The organism is Rhodococcus sp. 06-156-4 (assembly GCF_002259345.1).
GTDB classification, from domain to species: domain Bacteria; phylum Actinomycetota; class Actinomycetes; order Mycobacteriales; family Mycobacteriaceae; genus Rhodococcoides; species Rhodococcoides fascians_E.
The window spans coordinates 303,928-323,233 of record NZ_NPGB01000018.1; the positions used below are offsets into that span (position 1 = coordinate 303,928).

The following is a 19,306-nucleotide window of genomic DNA, read 5'->3' on the forward strand; positions in this document are numbered from 1 at the left end:
AATCGATCGACCACTGATGAGGAGACATCGTGAGCGAGAACCCACCGAACGGACCCCAGGACGGCAAGGACAACAATCCCGAGCAGTCCGGTCACCCGGGCAGTAACACGCCTCCGGGCAATTACCCACCGCCTCCGGGCAATTACCCACCGCCTCCGGGCAATTACCCACCGCCTCCGGGTAGTTATCCCCCGCCGCCCGGAAACTATCCGCCACCGTCCGGCTCCTACCCACCACCGCCCGGAAACTACCCGCCACCTCCGGGCAGCTATCCCCCGCCGCCCGGCAACTACCCACCACCGCCCGGCAACTATCCGCCATCCCCGGGTTACGGCGGCCAGGGTTACGGCGGACAGAGTTACGGCGGACACGGCGTCGGCCTGCCGCCCACGCTGAACGTCGGTGATGCGCTCTCGTTCGGCTGGAACAAGTTCAAGGACAATGCAGGCGTCTGGATCGGCATCGTCGTCATCGCAGCAGTCGTTCAGGTGATCTTGAACCTCGTTTTCGGTCGCTCGGGGAATTCGGGTGACGTGTCCGCGTTGTTCGGCATCTGGTCGATCATCGGCACCGTCGTCTCGGCGATCGTGGGGTACATCATCAATGCCGCGTTCATCCGTGGCGCTCTGCACGAGGTCGACGGCAACAAGCCCGCCATCGGGTCCTTCTTCCAGTTCGCCAACGTTGCCTCGATCATCATCGCCAGTGTTCTCGTCGCCATCATGGTTCTGGTCGGGTTCGTCCTGCTCGTCATCCCGGGTCTCGTTCTGACCTTCCTGTCGTGGTGGACACTGCAATTCGTCATCGACCGCAACGAGGACGCCGTCGCCGCCATCAAGTCCAGTTTCCGAGCGATCTCCTCGAACGCAGGACAACTGTTCCTCTTGGCCCTCGCCATCATCGGGATCAACATCCTCGGAGCCATCCCGTGCTTCCTCGGGTTGCTCGTGACCATCCCGATCTCCGCCATCGCGTCGACCTACGCGTATCGCATCGTGTCCCGCACGGCTGCGGTCTAGATCCCGGCGCGATTTCGAGCATCAGACTGCTCGGTATGGAATCGTCGGTCACTCGCCGTATTGTTCTGTCGTCGCCTGGGTCCACCGTCCGAAGACGGGCCGGTCCAGGCGACGACAGACAGGAAGATTCCGGCGAGAGGGAGATGTTGAACGACCACGACGGCGGCGGTACGAGCAACACCGGGGGCGGCGCCCCGGATCCAGAGCAGGGCGCACCGCAGGATCAGAACCCGCAAGAGGGGTACACCCAGCAACCGTACGACCCTCGGCAGCAGGGCCTCGGCGGCTACCCTCAGCAGCCCGGAAATCCGACACCGCCCCCGTATCCAGGCCAGCCCCAGTACCCAGGACAGACCCCGTATCCAGGCCAGCCCCAGTACCCAGGACAGGCCCCGTATCCAGGGCAGCCCCTGTACCCAGGGGAGCCCCCGTATCAGGGCCAGCCCACGTATCCAGGCCAGCCTCAATACAACCAGTCGCAACCGGGTTACGGGCCGCCGCCCGCGTACGGCCAACAGCCTGACTACGGACTGTCCGGCGGGGGCTATCCCACGTACCCGTCGACACAACCCTGGGACGGGTCCCAATTTCCACCGCCGTACGCGCAAGGGTCCTACGCATCGCCGCCCTTCTCGCACCCGCACTACACGCCACCGACGTCGCTGGGTGTCGGCGCGGCTCTGAGCTACGGCTGGAAGAAGTTCGGTGCCAACATCGGCGTGTGGCTCGGCTTCATGGGGGTCTTCGCGGCGGTGACCGTCCTGGGCTACGTCGTGTTGTTCGCCATCATCATCGCCAGTATCTCGAGCTCGACCGAGTACGAGAACACGATGTTCGCTCCGACCGCCGACGGAGGATTCTCGGTCGGCCTGCTCGTGATCACGTTCGTGGCCGGCGTCATCGGATTCTTCGCCGGGGCCCTGCTCATCCGGGGTGCGTTGCTGGAATTGGACGGTGCGAGGCCCGGCTTCGGCGAGTTCTGGCGTCTGCCCAACCTGGTGCAGCTGACCCTGTTCGGAGTCGTCGTCTCGTTGATCAGTGCCGTGGCCCCGTCGCTGCCCACCCTGGCATCCCTGTCGATCAGTCTGCTTCTCGGGCTCTTGATCTGGTTCGGTCCGCATTTCATCATCGACCGTGGTGCATCGGCGGTGACTGCGTTGACCGCCAACATCAGGTTGCTCGGTGTCAGCCCGGGCAAGCTCGTCCTGCTGTACCTTGCGGTGGCCGGAATCAACATCGTCGGAGCAGTGCCCTGTGGGCTGGGGCTTCTGTTCACCGTTCCCACGAGCGTGATCGCGGTGACCTACGCGTACCGCGTCCTGTCCGCGGGAGCTGTCTCGCCGGCGTAGGCCTTCGAACAGAAAAACCCCCGCAGCTCTGGCGGCTGCGGGGGTTTCTGCTGCGGTGGGCTTCTATTCCGCGGAGGGCGCGTCCGTAGTGTCGTCCTTCTTCTCCTGTGCAATCTTCTCCGGCTTGGCATCGATGCCGGATTCCTTGCGCTGCAACGGGGTAATCGGTGCCGGGGCATCCGTCAACGGGTCCACGCCACCGCCGGACTTCGGGAAGGCGATGACCTCGCGAATGGAGTCGACGCCTGCCAGCAGCGCGGTGATGCGGTCCCACCCGAACGCGATTCCGCCGTGCGGAGGCGCGCCGTAGCTGAACGCGTCGAGCAGGAAGCCGAACTTCTCCTGCGCTTCCTCGTGGCCGATGCCCATGATCGCGAACACTCGTTCCTGAATGTCTTTGCGGTGGATACGAATACTTCCGCCGCCGATCTCGTTTCCGTTGCACACGATGTCGTACGCGTACGCCAGGGCCGAGCCCGGATCGGTGTCGAAGGTATCGATGGATTCCGGCTTCGGCGATGTGAATGCATGGTGAACCGCGGTCCAGGCACCCGAGCCGACCGCGACGTCGCCGCTCGCGGTGGCGTCGGACGTCGGCTCGAAGAGCGGTGCGTCGACGACCCACACGAACGCCCATGCCTTCGGATCGATGAGGTCGAGCTTGCGCGCGATTTCGCCTCGGACAGCGCCGAGGAGAGCTCGCGAGGACTTGACGGCGCCGGCGGAGAAGAAGATCGCGTCACCGGGCTTCGCGCCTACATGGGCGGCAATTCCGTCCCGTTCTTCGTCCGTGAGGTTCTTCGCGACCGGTCCGCCCAGAGTCCCGTCCTCGCCGACCAGAACGTAGGCCAGACCCTTGTGCCCGCGCTGCTTCGCGAACTCCTGCCACTTGTCCAACTGCTTGCGCGGCTGCGACGCCCCGCCCGGCATGACGACGGCGCCGACGTACGGCGCCTGGAACACGCGGAACTCCGTGGCGGAGAAGAAGTCCGCGCATTCGACCAGTTCGATGTCGAACCGCAGGTCGGGCTTGTCCGAACCGTAGCGACGCATCGCGTCGGCATACGTGATGCGCGCAATGGGCGACGTGATGTCGTGTCCGACGAGCTTCCACAGCGCGGCGAGGATCTCCTCGGCGAGCAGAATGACGTCGTCCTGGGTGACGAAGCTCATCTCGACGTCGAGCTGAGTGAACTCCGGCTGGCGGTCGGCGCGGAAGTCCTCGTCGCGGTAGCAGCGGGCGATCTGGTAGTACCGCTCGATACCGCCGACCATCAGCAGCTGCTTGAACAGCTGCGGGCTCTGCGGCAACGCGTAGAAACTACCGGGCTGAAGGCGTGCAGGGACCAGGAAGTCGCGGGCGCCTTCGGGCGTCGACCGCGTCAGCGTCGGTGTCTCCACTTCGACGAACTCGTGATGCGCCAGGACACCACGCGCCGCAGCATTGACCTGCGATCGCAGCCGGATTGCATGGCCGGGTCCTTCTCGACGCAGGTCCAGGTAGCGGTACTTCAGCCTCGCTTCCTCACCCGGCTGATCGTCGAGCTGGAAAGGAAGCGGCGCGCTTTCCGACAGAACCTCGATGTCGGTGGCATCGACCTCGACCGCACCGGTGGGGATTTCGTAGTTCTGGTTGCCTTCGGGGCGACCCTCGACCTTGCCGGTGACCTTCACGACGTACTCGGCGCGCAGGCGGTGTGCCTTCTCGGCCACATCGCCCTCGCGAAACACGACCTGGGCGACGCCCGATGCGTCACGAAGGTCGATGAAGATGACACCGCCATGATCGCGGCGACGCGCAACCCACCCCGTCAGGGTGACAGTTCGGTCGACGTGCTCGGATCGAAGTGAGCCGGCGAGGTGGGTGCGCAGCACTGGTGTCCTTTCACAAAAATGGAACAAAGCGTGTTCGTCGGTCACCAATCCTACGGAGGCGACGTCCGGACAGGAAACGCGATACCGCTTCAGGCATGGGAAGCTGCAGTTCGACAAACGTCGGATCGGGCCGTGCAACTCGCCCGGGGGGACGTTCTTCCTGGAAGGATGACGAGGCATGACGTTCAGAGAAGGCGCTCGACTCGACTCGAAGCGTGTGTCCTCCGGTGGCGGTGGCCGAGGCGGCAAGATCGCGCTCGGAGGAGGTGCGGGCGGTCTGGTGATTCTGGTGCTGGCGCTGCTGTTCGGCGGAGACCCGGGATCGATCCTGGGGCAGCTGACCGACGGAACGGACAGTTCGTCGCAATCCGCCGGGACCGACGGTTCGCTCGACAAGTGCCAGACAGGGGCCGACGCCAACAGTGACGTCGACTGCCGCATCGTCGGGACGATCGGGAGCCTCGACGATGTCTGGCAGTCCGAGCTCGGCACCCAGACCGGAGTGAACTACGTCGAGCCCGCAGTACGACTGTTCAGCGGCTCGATCAACACCGGCTGCGGCAATGCGACCAGTGCGGTCGGACCGTTCTACTGCCCCGCCGACTCGACGGCGTACTTCGACACCAGCTTCTTCCAGGTCCTCGTCGACCGGTTCGGATCCAGCGGTGGCCCGCTGGCGCAGGAATACGTCGTCGCCCACGAGGTCGGCCATCACATTCAGAATCAGTTGGGCGACATCGGACGAGCACAGGCCGATCCGCAGGGCGCCGAATCCGGTGCGGTTCGGGTGGAGCTGCAGGCCGACTGCTACGCCGGTATCTGGGCACATCACGCCGCGCTGATCCCTGACCCGAACACCGGCCAACCCTTCCTGGAACCTCTCACCGACACCGATGTTCGCGATGCGCTGTCGGCAGCGTCGTCGGTCGGTGACGACCGGATCCAGCAAGCGTCGAGCGGTCGGGTGAACCCGGAGGGCTGGACCCATGGGTCCTCGGAGCAGCGTCAGGCGTGGTTCGTGGCGGGGTACAGGACCGGGCAGGTCGGTGCCTGCGACACGTTCTCCGCCCGCGACCTGAACAGTCCGGCCGCCCTCACACGGTGACAGCCCGAGACACGAGCGTTCTCAGAACAGGGTGAGCGCCGGGTCGCGCGCCTCCGACGCGGGCGAATCCGGTTCGACGGGAACGTTCTTGGGCATGGAACGTGCGTCGCCGACATCGAATCCGTGGCGCTCCAACATGGGATCGATACGTCCTCGCAGCCACGCCTTGTACTCGGGTGTCACGTATGCGCCGTGCCCGTACAGCTGACGGTAGCGACGAACCAACGCTGGGTGATGTTCCGCCAACCACGACATGAACCAGTCCTTCGTCGACGACCTCAGGTGCATCGGCATCGCGGACACCGAGGTCGCTCCTGCGTCGGCGAGCGCTTCGACGAGGGACTCGAGCTGCCGTGCCCCGTCGGTGAGGAACGGAATCACCGGTGCCACCAGGACACCACACGGCAACCCTGCGTCGCGGACTGCTCTGATCAGCTCGAGACGAGCCTTGGGGCTCGGCGTGCCCGGCTCGATCTGCTTCTGCAAGCCGGCGTCGAAAATGGCGAGACTGATGTTGATGTGCACGTCGACCTGGCGAGAGGCAAGGGCGAGCAAAGGCAGATCCCGCCGCAGCAGCGTTCCCTTCGTCAGGATCGAGAACGGCGTGCCGGATTCCACGAGTGCGCCGATGATGCCGGGCATCAGCCGATATCGCCCCTCGGCGCGCTGGTAGGGGTCGGTGTTGGTGCCCAATGCAACCGGCTCCCTCTTCCACGATTTACGCGCGAGTTCTCTGCGAAGCACCGCGGCAATGTTCGTCTTCACGACGATCTGCGAATCGAAATCGCTGCCGGCGTCGAGGTCGAGGTACTCGTGGGTGGGCCTGGCGAAGCAGTACGTGCACGCGTGGGAACACCCGCGCGCAGGATTGACCGTCCACGAAAACGGAAGCGAATCACCGTCGATCTTGTTGAGCGCACTCTTGCACAGCACCTCGTGGAACGTGATGCCCTCGAATTCGGGCGTCTGCACGCTGCGAACCAGGCCGGCACGCTCGAGACCGGGCAGTGCGCCGTCGTCCGCGGCGCCGAGTGTCTGTCCCGCCCATCGCATGCACACAGTCGAACATGTGTTCTACATCGGTGTCAAGCGGGTCGGCGCCGCCGAGAACGAGTGTCACGCGGACGGCAGCATCGGGCCTGCCGCTACGGTGGAGGCGTGACCGCACCGATCGTTCCCACACTCGAACCCATCCTCCGCCTCGGACTCAGCCTGGGAAGCCCCATCACCGTCGGCTCGGTACCCGACGGCGAACGAGTGGTGACGCCCATCCTCGGCGGCGCCGCTCCAGGACCGGACATCGAAGGGACGGTTGCTGTTTCGACGTCCCTTGCCGGAGTGACGCGCGTCGACGGCCGCACCGAGTTCGCCGCTGACATCACTCTCGAGCTCGCCGAGGGCGGTCACCTCGCGTTGTCGTTCCGCGGACTTCAGTTCGGCCCGGCCGAGGTCATCGAGTCGCTCGCCGGAACCGAAGAAGTCGACCCCGCGACCTACTACTTCCGTGGGACTCTCGAAATCTCCACGGCGGTACCACAATTCACCTATTTGAACCGCGCCCTGGTCGTCACGTCGGGCACCCGCTCCGCAGAATCTGTCGTCCTCGATGCTTTCCTGGTCACGTAGCCGCTAGTTGCCCAGCTCGGCGACCTCACGGTCGGTCAGGGTGGCGAGAGGGGTCCTGCCCGCCGCCTTGACGAGCTCCGCCGCTCGATAGAGCGGCCGCTCCCCCAGCCCGGCATCGCGGGCTTCCGCTTTCAACTGATCGACGAGAAGCGAGGCGATCGCTGCAGCCGGGACCAGTTCGCTCGTCCACAATGCGTCGGCGAGTTTGCGGAGCGACAGAATGGGGAGCTCACGGCCCCCGCCGTTCGTGTAGAGCGCCAACGCGAGAGTCAGTTTCACGTTGCCGTCGTACAGGCGCAGCGAGATCTGATCTATCCGCGCCGTTCTGACCTGCAGCTCCGCCGACACCAAGTTCGGCACCGACAGAGCGCGAGTACGCACCCCACCGCGGGCGTGAACGATGTTGCCGTCGAGCCATGTTCGACGTCGGATGCCCACCCACGCCGACGCCGCAGCCGGTATTCCGACGACGACGCCGAGGACGACCGCAACGGTGGTAGGCAGAAAGAACGAGGTGATCACGGCGACGAGGACACCGACCACCAGCGCACCGATCGCGACCTTCCTGAGCCGGGGAACGATCAGCTCGGTAGGTATCAGATCCAGGTCGACGCGCTCGTCACCGGCCAAGTCGAGCCTCCAGGTGCGACACGATCTCGGACAGTGCCACGTCGTGCTGCTCCCCGGTCGACAATTCCTTGACCACGACGTTACCGTCGGCCAGCTCTTTGTCGCCGAGAACCAAGGCGAACTGTGCGCCGGAACGATCGGCGGCTTTCATGGCGCCCTTGACACCACGATTGCCGTAGGCGAGATCGACGCTGATTCCCTTGCCGCGCAGTTCGCCTGCGATCGCCACGATGCGCGCTTTCGCGTCCGATCCCAGCGGAACGCCGAACACGGCGCAGCGCGCGGGAGATCCGGCCGACTTCCCCTCGGCTGCGAGGGCAAGCATGGTTCGGTCGACGCCGAGCCCGAATCCGATGCCGGACAGTTCCTGGCCACCCAGTTGCGCCATCAACCCGTCGTATCGGCCACCGCCGCCGATTCCGGATTGCGCGCCCAGTCCGTCGTGGACGAACTCGAACGTCGTCTTCGTGTAGTAGTCGAGTCCGCGGACCATCCGCGGGTTCACGACGTACGGAACCTTCAACGCGTCGAGGTGTGCGAGCACCTCGTCGAAGTGCGCCCGCGCAGTGTCGGACAGGTGGTCGAGCATCAGCGGGGCGTCCGCCGTCATCTCGCGCACTTCCGGACGTTTGTCGTCGAGGACTCGAAGCGGGTTGATCCGAGCGCGCGTGCGGGTCGCCTCGTCGAGCGGAAGGCCGAAGAGGAACTCCTGCAGCAATTCTCGATACTGCGGGCGGCAGGTGTCGTCCCCCAGCGACGTGATCTCCAACCTGAAGTCCGTCAGACCGAGCGACCGAAATCCGTTGTCCGCCACGGCGACTACCTCGGCGTCCAGCGCGGGATCATCCATTCCGATGGCTTCGACTCCGACTTGCTGCAACTGTCGATAGCGTCCCGCCTGCGGGCGTTCGTAGCGGAAGAACGGCCCTGCGTAGGCAAGTTTCACCGGGAGAGCTCCCCGGTCGAGGCCGTGCTCGATGACGGCGCGCATGACGCCTGCAGTTCCCTCCGGACGCAGGGTGACGGATCTGTCGCCCCGATCGGCGAAGGTGTACATCTCCTTGCTCACGACGTCCGTCGACTCGCCGACACCGCGTGCGAACAGCCCGGTGTCCTCGAAAATGGGCAGTTCGATGTGCCCGTACCCGGCGTTGCGAGCCGCGGTCAGCAACCCCTCACGGACGGCGACGAACTCCGAGGAATTCGGGGGGACGTAGTCGGGAATGCCCTTGGGCGCAGAAAAGGTACTCGGCTTGCTCACGGTCACAGTTTTCCTTGTTCGGGGCCTGCGAGTCCAACGAGAAAGGGATTGGAGGCGCGTTCCTGGCCGATGGTGCTCTGCCCGCCGTGTCCCGGCAGCACCACGGTGGCGTCGTCGAGCGGCAGCAGCGTCGTCGCGATCGAGCGAAGCAACTGTTCGTGGTCACCTCCGGGAAGATCGGTTCTCCCGATGGACCCCGCGAACAGCGTGTCGCCGGTCAACGCGATCGCCAGTGTGCCGTCCGGTGTCTCGACGTCGATGGTGAACACGACCGACCCCTGCGTGTGGCCGGGCGTGTGAAGCACACCGAACTCGATGCCTGCCAGTTCGAGAGAGGTCCCACCGTTCAGGTCGACCACACGTTCGGGCTCGTGGAACTCCGCGTCGCCGAGCAGAGCGGCGAGGGTCGGGCCGGTGCCACGCAGTGGATCGGACAGCATGAACCTGTCCTCGTCGTGGATGTAGGCAGGAATACCGAACTTCTCGCACACCGGTTCCACGGACCACGTGTGGTCGAGGTGACCGTGGGTGAGCAACACCGCTTCGGGAGTGAGCCCGGATTCACCCAGAAACCGCAGGAGCGGTTCCGTCGCATCCTGCCCGGGATCCACCACGACGCAGTCCGACGAGCCCTCCTGGGCGAGCACGTAACAGTTCGTCTGAAACATTCCCGCCGGGAATCCGGTGACGAGCACAGCTGCCGCTCCTAGTTTTCGTACGCCAAGGTCCGTTCCACCCTAGTTGGACCGTGTCCACCTGCGCGTGCGCAGTCCGCCCCCGGAACGACGCCGCCATGCCAGTCGGAAACTTCTCAGGATGTAATGGCACACTCACTCACGGTCGGTTTCGGCTCGCCGACCGGCGGGAAGAGACGTAGGCCGAGCCGGCGGACGACACAAGCGGGAGGACACGCAATTGCCCAGCAACGAGCAGCGGCGCGAGGCAGCGAAGAGAAAGCTCGAGCGACAACTCGAACGCCGAGCCGAACGAGCGAAGAAGCGTAAACAGCTGACCATCGCCGGATCGGTGCTGGGTGTGGTGGTCGTGGTCGGTGCGGTTGCCGTCGTGTTCGCCCTCACTCGCGGCGGAGACGATCCCGAGACGACGGCGTCGTCGACGCCCAACGGCGACACACTGATCGCCGACGGCCGCGCCGAGCCGCTCCCCGAGACCGTCGACTGCAGCTACCCCGCGGCCGCACAGCCCGCCGCGAAGGAGAACACTCCTCCGCGCACCGACGGCGTGCCGACGAGTGACGAAGCACTCAGCTACAGCATGGAGACGACGCAGGGCAACATCGGCCTGACGCTGAACAATCCGCAGTCACCGTGCACGGTGAACAGTTTCGTCTCTCTCGCCAACCAGGGCTACTTCGACGGCACGCAGTGCCACCGACTCACCACAGGCGCTGGTTTGCAGGTTCTGCAATGTGGCGATCCCGCAGGCACCGGCATGGGCGGACCGGGCTACCAGTTCGCCGACGAGTTCCCGGCCGATCAGTACGCCGAAGGCGACCCGGCCGCCGACGAGCCGATCAGTTACCCACGCGGAACGATCGCGATGGCCAACGCGGGACCCGGCACGAACGGCAGCCAGTTCTTCCTCGTCTACGGCGACTCCACGCTGCCGCCCGCCTACACGGTGTTCGGCACCATCGACGAGACCGGTCTGCAGACACTGGACAAGGTCGCTGCGGCGGGCGTCGAAGGTGGAGCCGCGGACGGCAAGCCTGCACTTCCGGTGGACATCACCAGTGTCGTGAGCGACCTGTGAAGCGCACGTTAGCGGTGCTCGCCGCGTCGGGCGCGTCCGTCCTCCTCGTGGCAGGTTGCTCGTCCGACAACTCCGGTACCGCAGCGACGACCGAGTCCGCGTCGGCCACGACCAGTGCCGCGGCCCCGACCACTCAGCCGCCGCTGGATCTGAGCCTGTTCGGAGTCCTCCCCCCGGTTCCTGCGCAGGAGGTGTCGAGCACCACCTGCGAGTACCCGGAGGCGACGCCCGCGATTCGCGAGAACACCGCGCCGCAGCAGTACGGAGTGTCCACCGTCGGGCTGGTCGACGTTGCGGTGACGACGAGCCAGGGCCCCATCGGCCTGTCGCTCGACCGCGCCGAAGCGCCCTGCACCGTCAACAGTTTCACGTCACTTGCCACGCAGGGGTACTTCGACGACACCGTCTGTCACCGGCTGACCACCACCGAAGGGCTACAGGTCCTGCAGTGCGGGGATCCGTCCGGACAGGGAAACCGTGGCCCCGGTTACGAGTTCGCCAACGAGTACCCGACGACGGCGTTCCCGGCCGGCGACGCGGCGCTGTCCAGCCCGGTCGTCTACCCCCGCGGCACCGTCGCCATGGCGAACGCAGGACCCGATACCAACGGCAGCCAGTTCTTCCTGGTCTACGAGGATTCCGTCCTTCCTCCGCAGTACACCGTCTTCGGAACCATCGACGACGCCGGACTGGCGACGCTGGACGCGGTGGCAGCGGCCGGAGTCTCCACACCGGGCAACGACGGACCACCCAACGCGGCGGTCACCGTCGAGTCGGTCGTCGCCGCTCAGTGACTGTGAGTGGAAATGTAGGTCCTGACCTACATTTCCACTCACGTGGGGCTCAGGCAGCCGACGTCAGGCGATAGACGTCGTACACCCCTTCGACGTTGCGCACGACGTTCAGGACGTGGCCCAGGTGCTTCGGGTCGCCCATCTCGAAGGTGAACTTGCTGATCGCCACCCGGTCCCCCGATGTGGCCACGGACGCGGACAGAATGTTGACCTTCTCGTCCGCGAGTGCCTTGGTGACGTCCGAGAGCAGGCGATGCCGATCCAGCGCCTCGATCTGAATCGCGACGAGGAACACCGACGATGCCGACGGGGCCCATTCGACGTCGATGAACCGTTCCGACTGCTCGCCCAGCGACTTCGCGTTGGTGCAGTCGGTTCGGTGGACACTGACCGACCCGCCGCGGGTGACGAACCCGAGGATTTCGTCGCCCGGCACCGGGGTGCAGCACTTGGCCAGCTTCGCGACGATCCCTTCGGTGCCGGACACCAGCACACCGGCGTCACCGACCTGACGCGGACGAGTCGGGATGGTGGACGGTGTGGACCGCTCCGCCAGTTCCTCTTCCACGTCTCCGACGCCGCCGAGGTGAGCAACCAACCGCTGCACCACGTGCTGCGCGGACACGTGACTCTCGCCTACTGCGGTGTACAGCGCCGAGACGTCGACGTAGCGCAGTTCGTGCGCGATCGTGGACATCGACTCGGCGTTCATCAACCGTTGCAGCGGTAGTCCGCCGCGGCGCACTTCTTTCGCGATGGCGTCCTTGCCCGCTTCGAGTGCTTCTTCGCGGCGCTCCTTGGCGAACCACTGGCGGATCTTCGTCTTCGCGCGGGGCGAGACGACGAAGCCTTGCCAATCGCGGCTCGGCCCGGCGGTGACGGCCTTCGAGGTGAACACCTCGACGACCTCGCCGTTCTCGAGCGTGCGTTCGAGCGCCACCAGTCGACCGTTGACGCGGGCTCCGATACAGCGGTGGCCCACCTCGGTGTGCACGGCGTACGCGAAGTCGACGGGACACGACCCCGCGGGCAGCGTGACGACGTCGCCTTTCGGTGTGAAGACGAAGATCTCCTTGACGGCCAGGTCGTAGCGCAACGATTCCAGGAATTCGCCTGGATCCGCTGCCTCCCGCTGCCAGTCGAGCAATTGGCGCATCCACGCCATGTCGTCGACCTCGGCGTTGTCGTTGCCGTGTTTGCCGCGCGTCTCCTTGTACCGCCAGTGCGCGGCGATACCGAACTCGGCCGTGCGATGCATGTCTCTCGTGCGGATCTGCACCTCGAGCGGCTTGCCTTCGGGGCCGACGACCGTGGTGTGCAGCGACTGGTAGACGCCGTAGCGAGGCTGCGCGATGTAGTCCTTGAACCGGCCGGCCATCGGCTGCCACAGCGAGTGCACGACGCCGACGGCGGCGTAACAGTCGCGGATCTCGTCGCACAGGATGCGTACGCCCACCAGATCGTGGATGTCGTCGAAGTCGCGACCCTTGACGATCATCTTCTGATAGATCGACCAGTAGTGCTTGGGTCGTCCTTCGACGGCCGCACTGATGCGGGAGGCCGACAGCGACGCGTTGATCTCGGCGCGCACCTTTTCGAGGTACGTGTCGCGGGAGGGTGCACGATCGGCGACGAGTCGAACGATCTCGTCGTACTTCTTTGGGTGCAGAATCGCGAATGCGAGATCTTCGAGTTCCCACTTGACCGTCGCCATGCCGAGACGGTGTGCGAGTGGCGCGATGACCTCGAGGGTTTCTTTCGCCTTTCGTGCTTGTTTCTCGGGCGGCAGGAAGCGCATGGTGCGCATGTTGTGCAGGCGGTCGGCCACCTTGATGACCAGAACGCGAGGATCGCGGGCCATTGCGATGATCATCTTGCGGATGGTCTCGCCCTCGGCCGCGGTGCCGAGAACCACCTTGTCGAGCTTGGTCACCCCGTCGACGAGGTGCGCTACTTCCTCACCGAACTCGTCGGTGAGTTGTTTCAGCGAGTAGCCGGTGTCCTCGACGGTGTCGTGCAGGAGAGCCGCGACCAGCGTCGTGGTGTCCATGCCCAGTTCGGCGAGAATGTTCGCCACCGCCAACGGGTGCGTGATGTACGGGTCCCCGGACTTGCGCATCTGGGTGGCGTGGCGCTCGTCCGCGACGTCGTATGCCCGTTGAAGCAACGCGAGATCCGCTTTCGGATAAAGCTCACGGTGCAGACTCACCAGCGGTTCGAGGACAGGCTTGACCGCGGCGTTGCGGCCGGCCGTGATGCGCCTGGCCAAGCGGGCGCGGACGCGTCGGGACGCGGACGTCGGGACGGCGGGTGCCGAGCCCTTTCCGACGACCAGCGGAGCGGAGTCCGGTGTCGCCTGCGGAGTGTCCGCAGTAGCCGCCTTTCCCGATTCCGATTCGGACGCAGGTCGATCCGGCAAGGGTTGGTCGAGGTAACGGGTCACAATGTTCGCCTCCTGCCGCGTGGTCTGCTCTCGTTCGCTTGGCTCATGGCCCCTCGGTCGACCGACACCGACCTCGGTTACGGATCTTCGACAACAGCAGTGTTCACCAACTTTAGTCCTCAGACCTGCCGAAGGCAGACAAGCGGGTAGCCCTCGCACTTGCCTCGACCCTCGAGGACCGCGATCTCGAGCGCGACCGCAGCACCGACGACCTCGGCGCCGCAGGCCCGCAACAACTCCGCGGTGGCCGCGATGGTGCCACCGGTGGCGAGGACGTCGTCGACGATCAGGACCTTCCGGCCCGAGATGTCGACGTCGGCCGGGATCTCGAGTTCCGCCGACCCGTATTCCAGTTCATAGCTCTGCGCCACCACGGGTGGCGGGAGCTTGCCTGCCTTGCGGACCGCGAGAATGCCGGTGTTGAGTTCCAACGCGACACCCGCGCCCAGCAAGAAGCCGCGCGCATCGATTCCCGCAACGAGGTCGGCTCCCGAACCGGCCTCGGCCAGTGCCGCTACCACGGACTTCAGACCGTCTGGATCTGCGAACACCGGCGTCAGATCGGCGAACCGCACCCCGTCGACCGGGAAATCGTCGGCCCATCGGGTGAGTCGGTCGATGTGGTCCGACGCAATCGACGCTCTCTCTTCGGAAACTCTGTTCACCTGTGCAGTATCCAACGATCCATGTTCCACCCTGCACCCGCCACCGTCGGATTCACGACGACGTTGGTCATACCGTCCGCCACGGCCAACGTTCGAGGCTGGTTGAACAGTGGAAGCGAGGGCATCTCGTTCCAGAGGATCCGTTCCCCTTCGGTCGCGAGAGACAGCACGGTCCCATCCGACGGCGCCGTCGCCAGCTCGTCGACGATCGCATCGATTCTGCCGTTGGTGAATCCACCGACGTTGCTGCCGTTCCCGCTGTGCACGCTGTAACGCGCCGCTTCCTCGGACACCGCTCCCGACGGTCCCGAGGCCGACGCAGTGGCTCCGAGAACGGCGTCGACCGCCCCCGTGCGTAGTGCACTCGGCGAGAAGTCCGGAGACCCTGCGTCGGTGACGGTGATCCCGGCGGGCGCGCATGCGGACGCGATGTCGGCCACGATCCGTGCGCGCCGTGGATCGGGTGCGAGGTAGCCGACTCGAACGGTGAGGCTGTCCAGATCGGCGTTGTTTCGCTCGGTCGTCGACGCCGCGACGTCCGCTTGCCGGTAACGGCCGTCCGCGGTGGCGGCCACCGGTCCGTAGAGCAGCGCGCTCGGACGGACGAGTCGGGAATCGACGACGGCCGAGCCGATGCCTGCGGACTCGTCGTATCCGGGGTGGCCGACGCCGTCGAACAGTTGCTCCCGCGGCACACACGCTGCGATTGCGCGGCGCGCAGCGGACGCCGCGAGCGAACCGCTGGTCGCGAACGTCAATTGCTCCACGCCGTGGGACGGAAAGTCGGTGCGCTCGAAGCCGTCCGATGGGATGTCGCCGCCTGCACCGTGATCGACGACCTCGAGGTCGCCCTCGGTTGCGCGTGCGGCGACGTCGGTTCCCTTCGGCCATACGACGATGCGGTCGGTCTCGGGCGGAACCCCCCACCACGACTCGTTGGCGACGAGTACGAGGCCGTCCTCCTGGGTGTAGGAGTCGACGCGGTAGGGCCCGTTGGACGGCAGCAGGGACGTGTCGATCTGTCCTGGAACGAGATTCCAGCCCGTGTTCCAGAACTCGGCGATCCTCCCGACGGCCGCGAGGTCGCCGGACAGGATCGGGTCGACGACATTGGGGACCCCGGCGACGCGAGCTGCCACATGGGAGGGCAGAAGATCGGTTGCGCCGAACAAGGACCGCCAGCCGTCGTAGTTCCGACCCGCACGGTAGACGACCGTGGCGTCCTTGCTTCCCGGGATGCAGTCGACTCGTTCGATGTCTCGGTATCCCGCGCTCGACGCAGCGTCGAACAGGGGCAGGTCGTTCTCCCCCGCCACGAAGCGCCCACTGTTCGCTGCCCATGTCAGCACCAGGTCGTCGCACGTCATCGGGACGCCGTCGGAGTACGTCGCCTGCGGCGCGATCGTGTACGACACCGTGAGGACGTCGGCCGGTACGACCGACACCCCGCCCACGTCGTTGTCCGAGAGCGCTTCGCCTTCGGGTCCGACGTAGCCGAAGCCGGTCTGGACCCGAGGGAACGCCTGCCGGGCCGCCGATGCGGCGCCGTCGACCGTATTGGCGTTGTACGTGGTCAATACCGTGTCGACGGCGTATCCGATGGACGGGACCTGGTCCTCTGCCGTCGAGCACCCTGCGAGAGCGCCTGCTGTGACGGCGACGACCGCCACCGCTGCCGTCGTCCGCGACCTCTGGACTCGCACGTTCATCAACGCCTCTTCTTGGCACGCTTTCCGGTAGGCCGCGAGCCCACCCGAGGGGTCACCGGCGCGTCGGGGACTGTGCCCGACCCTGCTACGACCGGAGTGTCCGACCCTACGCGCTTCGCGGCCTCGGCACGCTTGCCCAACACCTTCTTGGTGTGGGCCGCGACGGGACCCCACTTCTCCTTGATGGACACCAGCAACGGCGTCGCGAAGAAGATCGACGAGTACGCGCCGACGATCATGCCGACGAGCTGGACGAGCGCGAGGTCCTTGAGTGTGCCGACACCGAGCAGCCAGACGGCGACGATCATCAGCGCCAACACCGGCAGAACGCCGATGACGGTGGTGTTGATCGACCGCATCAGGGTCTGGTTGACGGCCAGGTTGGCCTGCTCGGCGTAGGTCTTCCGGCCCAGGTGAAGGATTCCGCGCGTGTTCTCCTCGACCTTGTCGAAGACCACGACGGAGTCGTACAGCGAGAACCCGAGGATGGTGAGGAGGCCGATGACCGTCGCGGGCGTGACCTCGAACCCGACGAGCGAATACACACCGGCGGTGACCAGCAGGTCGAAGAACAGTGCGGCGAGTGCTGCTATCGCCATGTCCCTCTCGTATCGGATCGCGATGTAGATACTGACGATGACCAGGAACACGACGAGCGCGATCAGTGCCTTCTGCGTGATCTGCCCACCCCACGTCTCGCTGACGTCGGAGAAGCTGATGGCGTTGGGGCTCGCCGTTCCAGTGCTGTCCACCGGCTGGAAGGCGTCGAACAGTGCAAGACGCACCTGGTCGACCTGTCCTGCGTCGAGTGCCTCGGAACGCACCTGCACCGTGGCAGCCGCACCGGAGCCGACGGTCTGCACTGCTTCGGGGCCGAACCCGAGAGCGTCGGTGAACACCGTCTCCACCTGCTCGGAGGTGACACCGCCGTCGGCGGGAACCTGAATCTTGGTTCCGCCTTCGAAGTCGATTCCGAGGGTGAACCCACGGAAGACCATGCTGAGCAGGCACACCAGGACTATCGCCGCGGTGAGGATGTAGTAGAACCGGCGCCTACCGACGACCTCGAACGCGCCCGTTCCCGTGTACAGCCTCGACAGCCAACCACGCGCGGGTTGCGCGCTCTGATCGACGCCGGAGTCCTGCAGCAGGACCGACCCGGTGCCCTCGGTGTTCTCGGATGAATCGGACATCTCAGGCCCCCTTCGTCGCAGCATCGGATGCGGATTTGCTTGCCATGGCACGTGCGGCGGCGCGCTTGCGTTCCTGCGCGATCTGCGCGACGGCGCCGAGCCCGTTCACGCCGGGCTTGGACCAGAACTTGGACTTCGACGCGAGGTAGACCAGCGGCCAGGTGACCAGGACGACCACCATGACGTCGAGGATCGTGGTGAGGCCGAGCGTGAACGCGAAGCCCTGCACCTGACCGACGGCCAGGGCGTAGAGCACCGCGGCGGCGATGAAGCTCACGGCGTTACCGGACAGAATCGTCTTGCGTGCACGCGTCCAGCCTCGCGGAACGGCGGATCGGAAGCTTCTGCCTTCCCTGATCTCGTCCTTGATGCGCTCGAAGAACACGACGAACGAGTCGGCCGTCATGCCGATGCCGATGATCAGACCGGCGATGCCGGCAAGGTCGAGGGTGAAGTTGATCCATCTGCCGAGCAGAACGAGAATTCCGTACACCATCGCACCCGCGAGCACCAGCGACAGTGCGGTGAGAAATCCGAGCGCACGGTAGTACACGAGGCAGTAGACCAACACGAGCGCGAGGCCGATCGCTCCGGCGAGCAGACCCGCTTCGAGCGAAGCCAGCCCCAGCGTCGCGGACACGGTCTCGGCTTCCGACGACGCGAAGGACAGCGGAAGCGATCCGTACTTCAAGGTGTTCGCGAGGTCCGATGCACCTTGGGCGGTGAACTGTCCGGTGATGGACGTTGCGCTACCGGCCGGCGTCGCGCCCTGGATCACCGGCGCGCTGACGACCTTGGAGTCGAGCGTGAACGCAGCCTGGCTGCCGATGTTGGCTCCGGTGAACTGCGCCCACGTGTTGCTGCCTTCGGAATCGAAGCTCAGGCTGACCTCGTGACGCGACTGCTGGGAGTTGAATCCGGAGGTCGCATCGGAGATCTGCTGACCGTCGATGATGCTCGGCCCGAGGACGTACACGGCGGCACCGTCGGTGGAGCATGCGACCAACGGCAAGGCCGGGTCGTCGTTGCCCTGCAACGGGTCGGGAGCGTTGCAGTCGATCGTCGCGAGGGCAGCCTGCTGGACCTGAGGGTCCTCGCTCTGACGAAGCGCCTTCGCCTCGGCGATCTGGTCGGCGGCCTGCTCGGCCTCGGTGCCCGCGGGCTCGTCCGCAGCCGGGTCCTCCGCAGCAGGATCCTCGGCGGGGTCGGCGGGTGTGGGCGCGGGTGTCGGATCGACCGCGCTGGGATCCTGTGCCGGAAACGGGCGACCCTGAGGCACCGCATCTCCGGACGGCGCAGGAGTGTCGGCAGCGGGCGTCTCGGCGGGTGTTCCACCTGCCGGGGCCTGCTCGGTTTCTCCCGCGGGGGCGCCTGCCGCGGGCTGTGCAGCTTGAATCACCGGGCGGATGAACAGCCGCGCGGTCTGGCCGAGAGTGCGTGCCTGCGAGCTGTCGTCACCGGGAACGGTGATGACGAGGTTCTCGCCGTCGATGAGCACCTCCGAGCCCGCGACACCGAGACCGTCTACGCGAGTGGTGATGATCTGCTGTGCCTGGATCAGGCTCTCACGGCTCGGCGCGCTGCCGTCCGGCGTCCGCGCCGTCAACGTGACACGGGTACCGCCTTCGAGGTCGATACCGAGCTTGGGCTCGGGGGACTTGTCTCCGGTGAAGAAGACCAAGGCGTACACAACGGCCATCAGGACGCCGAACACGGCGAGATAGCGGGATGGATGCACCGATCCGCTTGAAGGTGCCACGGTGTGTGATTCTCCTCTTGGCGTTTGAGGGTGAGGTGACGAGAGGTGACTCGCGGGAGGTTCAGGGCATACCGGGCGCCTGGACCCTTGCACGCGAAACCGCTG

16 protein-coding genes are annotated in these 19,306 nt (G+C 65.7%); 6 read left to right on the plus strand and 10 right to left on the minus strand.

Features of this window, described 5'->3' with window-relative positions:
* The first annotated feature begins 29 nt into the window (after nucleotides 1-29).
* Nucleotides 30-1,019, plus strand: a complete 990-nt coding sequence (locus tag CH290_RS12150) for a DUF2189 domain-containing protein (protein WP_033189676.1) — start codon at nucleotides 30-32, stop codon at nucleotides 1,017-1,019.
* A gap of 143 nt (nucleotides 1,020-1,162) precedes the next feature.
* Nucleotides 1,163-2,368, plus strand: coding sequence for a DUF2189 domain-containing protein (locus tag CH290_RS12155; RefSeq protein ID WP_141216244.1), 1,206 nt, complete (start codon nucleotides 1,163-1,165; stop codon nucleotides 2,366-2,368).
* 63 nt (nucleotides 2,369-2,431) lie between these two features.
* Here CH290_RS12155 and aspS read toward each other — a convergent pair whose 3' ends face one another.
* A complete protein-coding gene (gene aspS, locus CH290_RS12160; protein WP_019666411.1) occupies nucleotides 2,432-4,243 on the minus strand; it encodes an aspartate--tRNA ligase in 1,812 nt (603 codons plus the stop codon).
* Nucleotides 4,244-4,421: 178 nt separating this feature from the next.
* Between aspS and ypfJ the strand changes: the two genes are divergently transcribed.
* Nucleotides 4,422-5,348 carry a KPN_02809 family neutral zinc metallopeptidase gene (gene ypfJ / locus CH290_RS12165; protein ID WP_033189674.1) on the plus strand — a complete coding sequence of 309 codons (927 nt, stop codon included), beginning with the start codon at nucleotides 4,422-4,424 and terminating at the stop codon, nucleotides 5,346-5,348.
* Between the two features lie 21 nt (nucleotides 5,349-5,369).
* On the opposite strand, the gene CH290_RS12170 is transcribed toward ypfJ, so the two are convergent.
* A complete protein-coding gene (locus CH290_RS12170; RefSeq protein WP_033189673.1) occupies nucleotides 5,370-6,401 on the minus strand; it encodes an Rv2578c family radical SAM protein in 1,032 nt (343 codons plus the stop codon).
* A 105-nt stretch (nucleotides 6,402-6,506) separates the two neighbouring features.
* On the opposite strand from CH290_RS12170, the gene CH290_RS12175 reads away from it, so the two are divergent.
* Nucleotides 6,507-6,974, plus strand: coding sequence for a DUF3237 family protein (locus CH290_RS12175; RefSeq protein ID WP_033189672.1), 468 nt, complete (start codon nucleotides 6,507-6,509; stop codon nucleotides 6,972-6,974).
* Between the two features lie 3 nt (nucleotides 6,975-6,977).
* Here CH290_RS12175 and CH290_RS12180 read toward each other — a convergent pair whose 3' ends face one another.
* The 3 genes from CH290_RS12180 to CH290_RS12190 are packed head-to-tail and all read right to left on the minus strand — an operon-like array spanning nucleotide 6,978 to nucleotide 9,560.
* Complete coding sequence (locus CH290_RS12180; protein WP_033189671.1) at nucleotides 6,978-7,604, minus strand: hypothetical protein; 627 nt, start codon at nucleotides 7,602-7,604, stop codon at nucleotides 6,978-6,980.
* Nucleotides 7,594-8,865, minus strand: coding sequence for a histidine--tRNA ligase (gene hisS / locus CH290_RS12185; RefSeq protein WP_033189740.1), 1,272 nt, complete (start codon nucleotides 8,863-8,865; stop codon nucleotides 7,594-7,596). Before hisS ends, CH290_RS12180 begins: the two co-directional genes overlap by 11 nt.
* 2 nt (nucleotides 8,866-8,867) lie before the next feature.
* Nucleotides 8,868-9,560, minus strand: coding sequence for an MBL fold metallo-hydrolase (locus CH290_RS12190; RefSeq protein WP_019666418.1), 693 nt, complete (start codon nucleotides 9,558-9,560; stop codon nucleotides 8,868-8,870).
* A 220-nt stretch (nucleotides 9,561-9,780) separates the two neighbouring features.
* Between CH290_RS12190 and CH290_RS12195 the strand changes: the two genes are divergently transcribed.
* Both CH290_RS12195 and CH290_RS12200 read left to right on the plus strand, forming a co-directional pair.
* Entirely contained in the window at nucleotides 9,781-10,638 is an 858-nt protein-coding gene (locus CH290_RS12195) for a peptidylprolyl isomerase (protein ID WP_033189670.1), read from the plus strand.
* Entirely contained in the window at nucleotides 10,635-11,432 is a 798-nt protein-coding gene (locus CH290_RS12200; protein ID WP_027498532.1) for a peptidylprolyl isomerase, read from the plus strand. Before CH290_RS12195 ends, CH290_RS12200 begins: the two co-directional genes overlap by 4 nt.
* A 49-nt stretch (nucleotides 11,433-11,481) precedes the next feature.
* Here the strand turns inward: CH290_RS12200 and CH290_RS12205 are convergent, their stop codons facing one another.
* From CH290_RS12205 to secD, 5 genes are all read right to left on the minus strand, one after another.
* Nucleotides 11,482-13,851: a RelA/SpoT family protein gene (locus tag CH290_RS12205; RefSeq protein WP_026347584.1), complete on the minus strand. Its 2,370-nt coding sequence runs from the start codon at nucleotides 13,849-13,851 to the stop codon at nucleotides 11,482-11,484.
* A gap of 143 nt (nucleotides 13,852-13,994) precedes the next feature.
* Nucleotides 13,995-14,540: an adenine phosphoribosyltransferase gene (locus tag CH290_RS12210; RefSeq protein ID WP_033189669.1), complete on the minus strand. Its 546-nt coding sequence runs from the start codon at nucleotides 14,538-14,540 to the stop codon at nucleotides 13,995-13,997.
* Complete coding sequence (locus CH290_RS12215; RefSeq protein WP_033189668.1) at nucleotides 14,537-16,249, minus strand: ABC transporter substrate-binding protein; 1,713 nt, start codon at nucleotides 16,247-16,249, stop codon at nucleotides 14,537-14,539. The genes CH290_RS12210 and CH290_RS12215 overlap by 4 nt, the downstream gene beginning before the upstream one ends.
* Entirely contained in the window at nucleotides 16,249-17,442 is a 1,194-nt protein-coding gene (gene secF / locus CH290_RS12220) for a protein translocase subunit SecF (RefSeq protein WP_019663989.1), read from the minus strand. The genes CH290_RS12215 and secF overlap by 1 nt, the downstream gene beginning before the upstream one ends.
* A 1-nt stretch (nucleotide 17,443) precedes the next feature.
* Nucleotides 17,444-19,201 (minus strand): protein translocase subunit SecD, encoded by a 1,758-nt coding sequence (gene secD, locus CH290_RS12225; protein ID WP_170947575.1) that lies wholly within the window; start codon nucleotides 19,199-19,201, stop codon nucleotides 17,444-17,446.
* Nucleotides 19,202-19,306 lie beyond the last annotated feature (105 nt).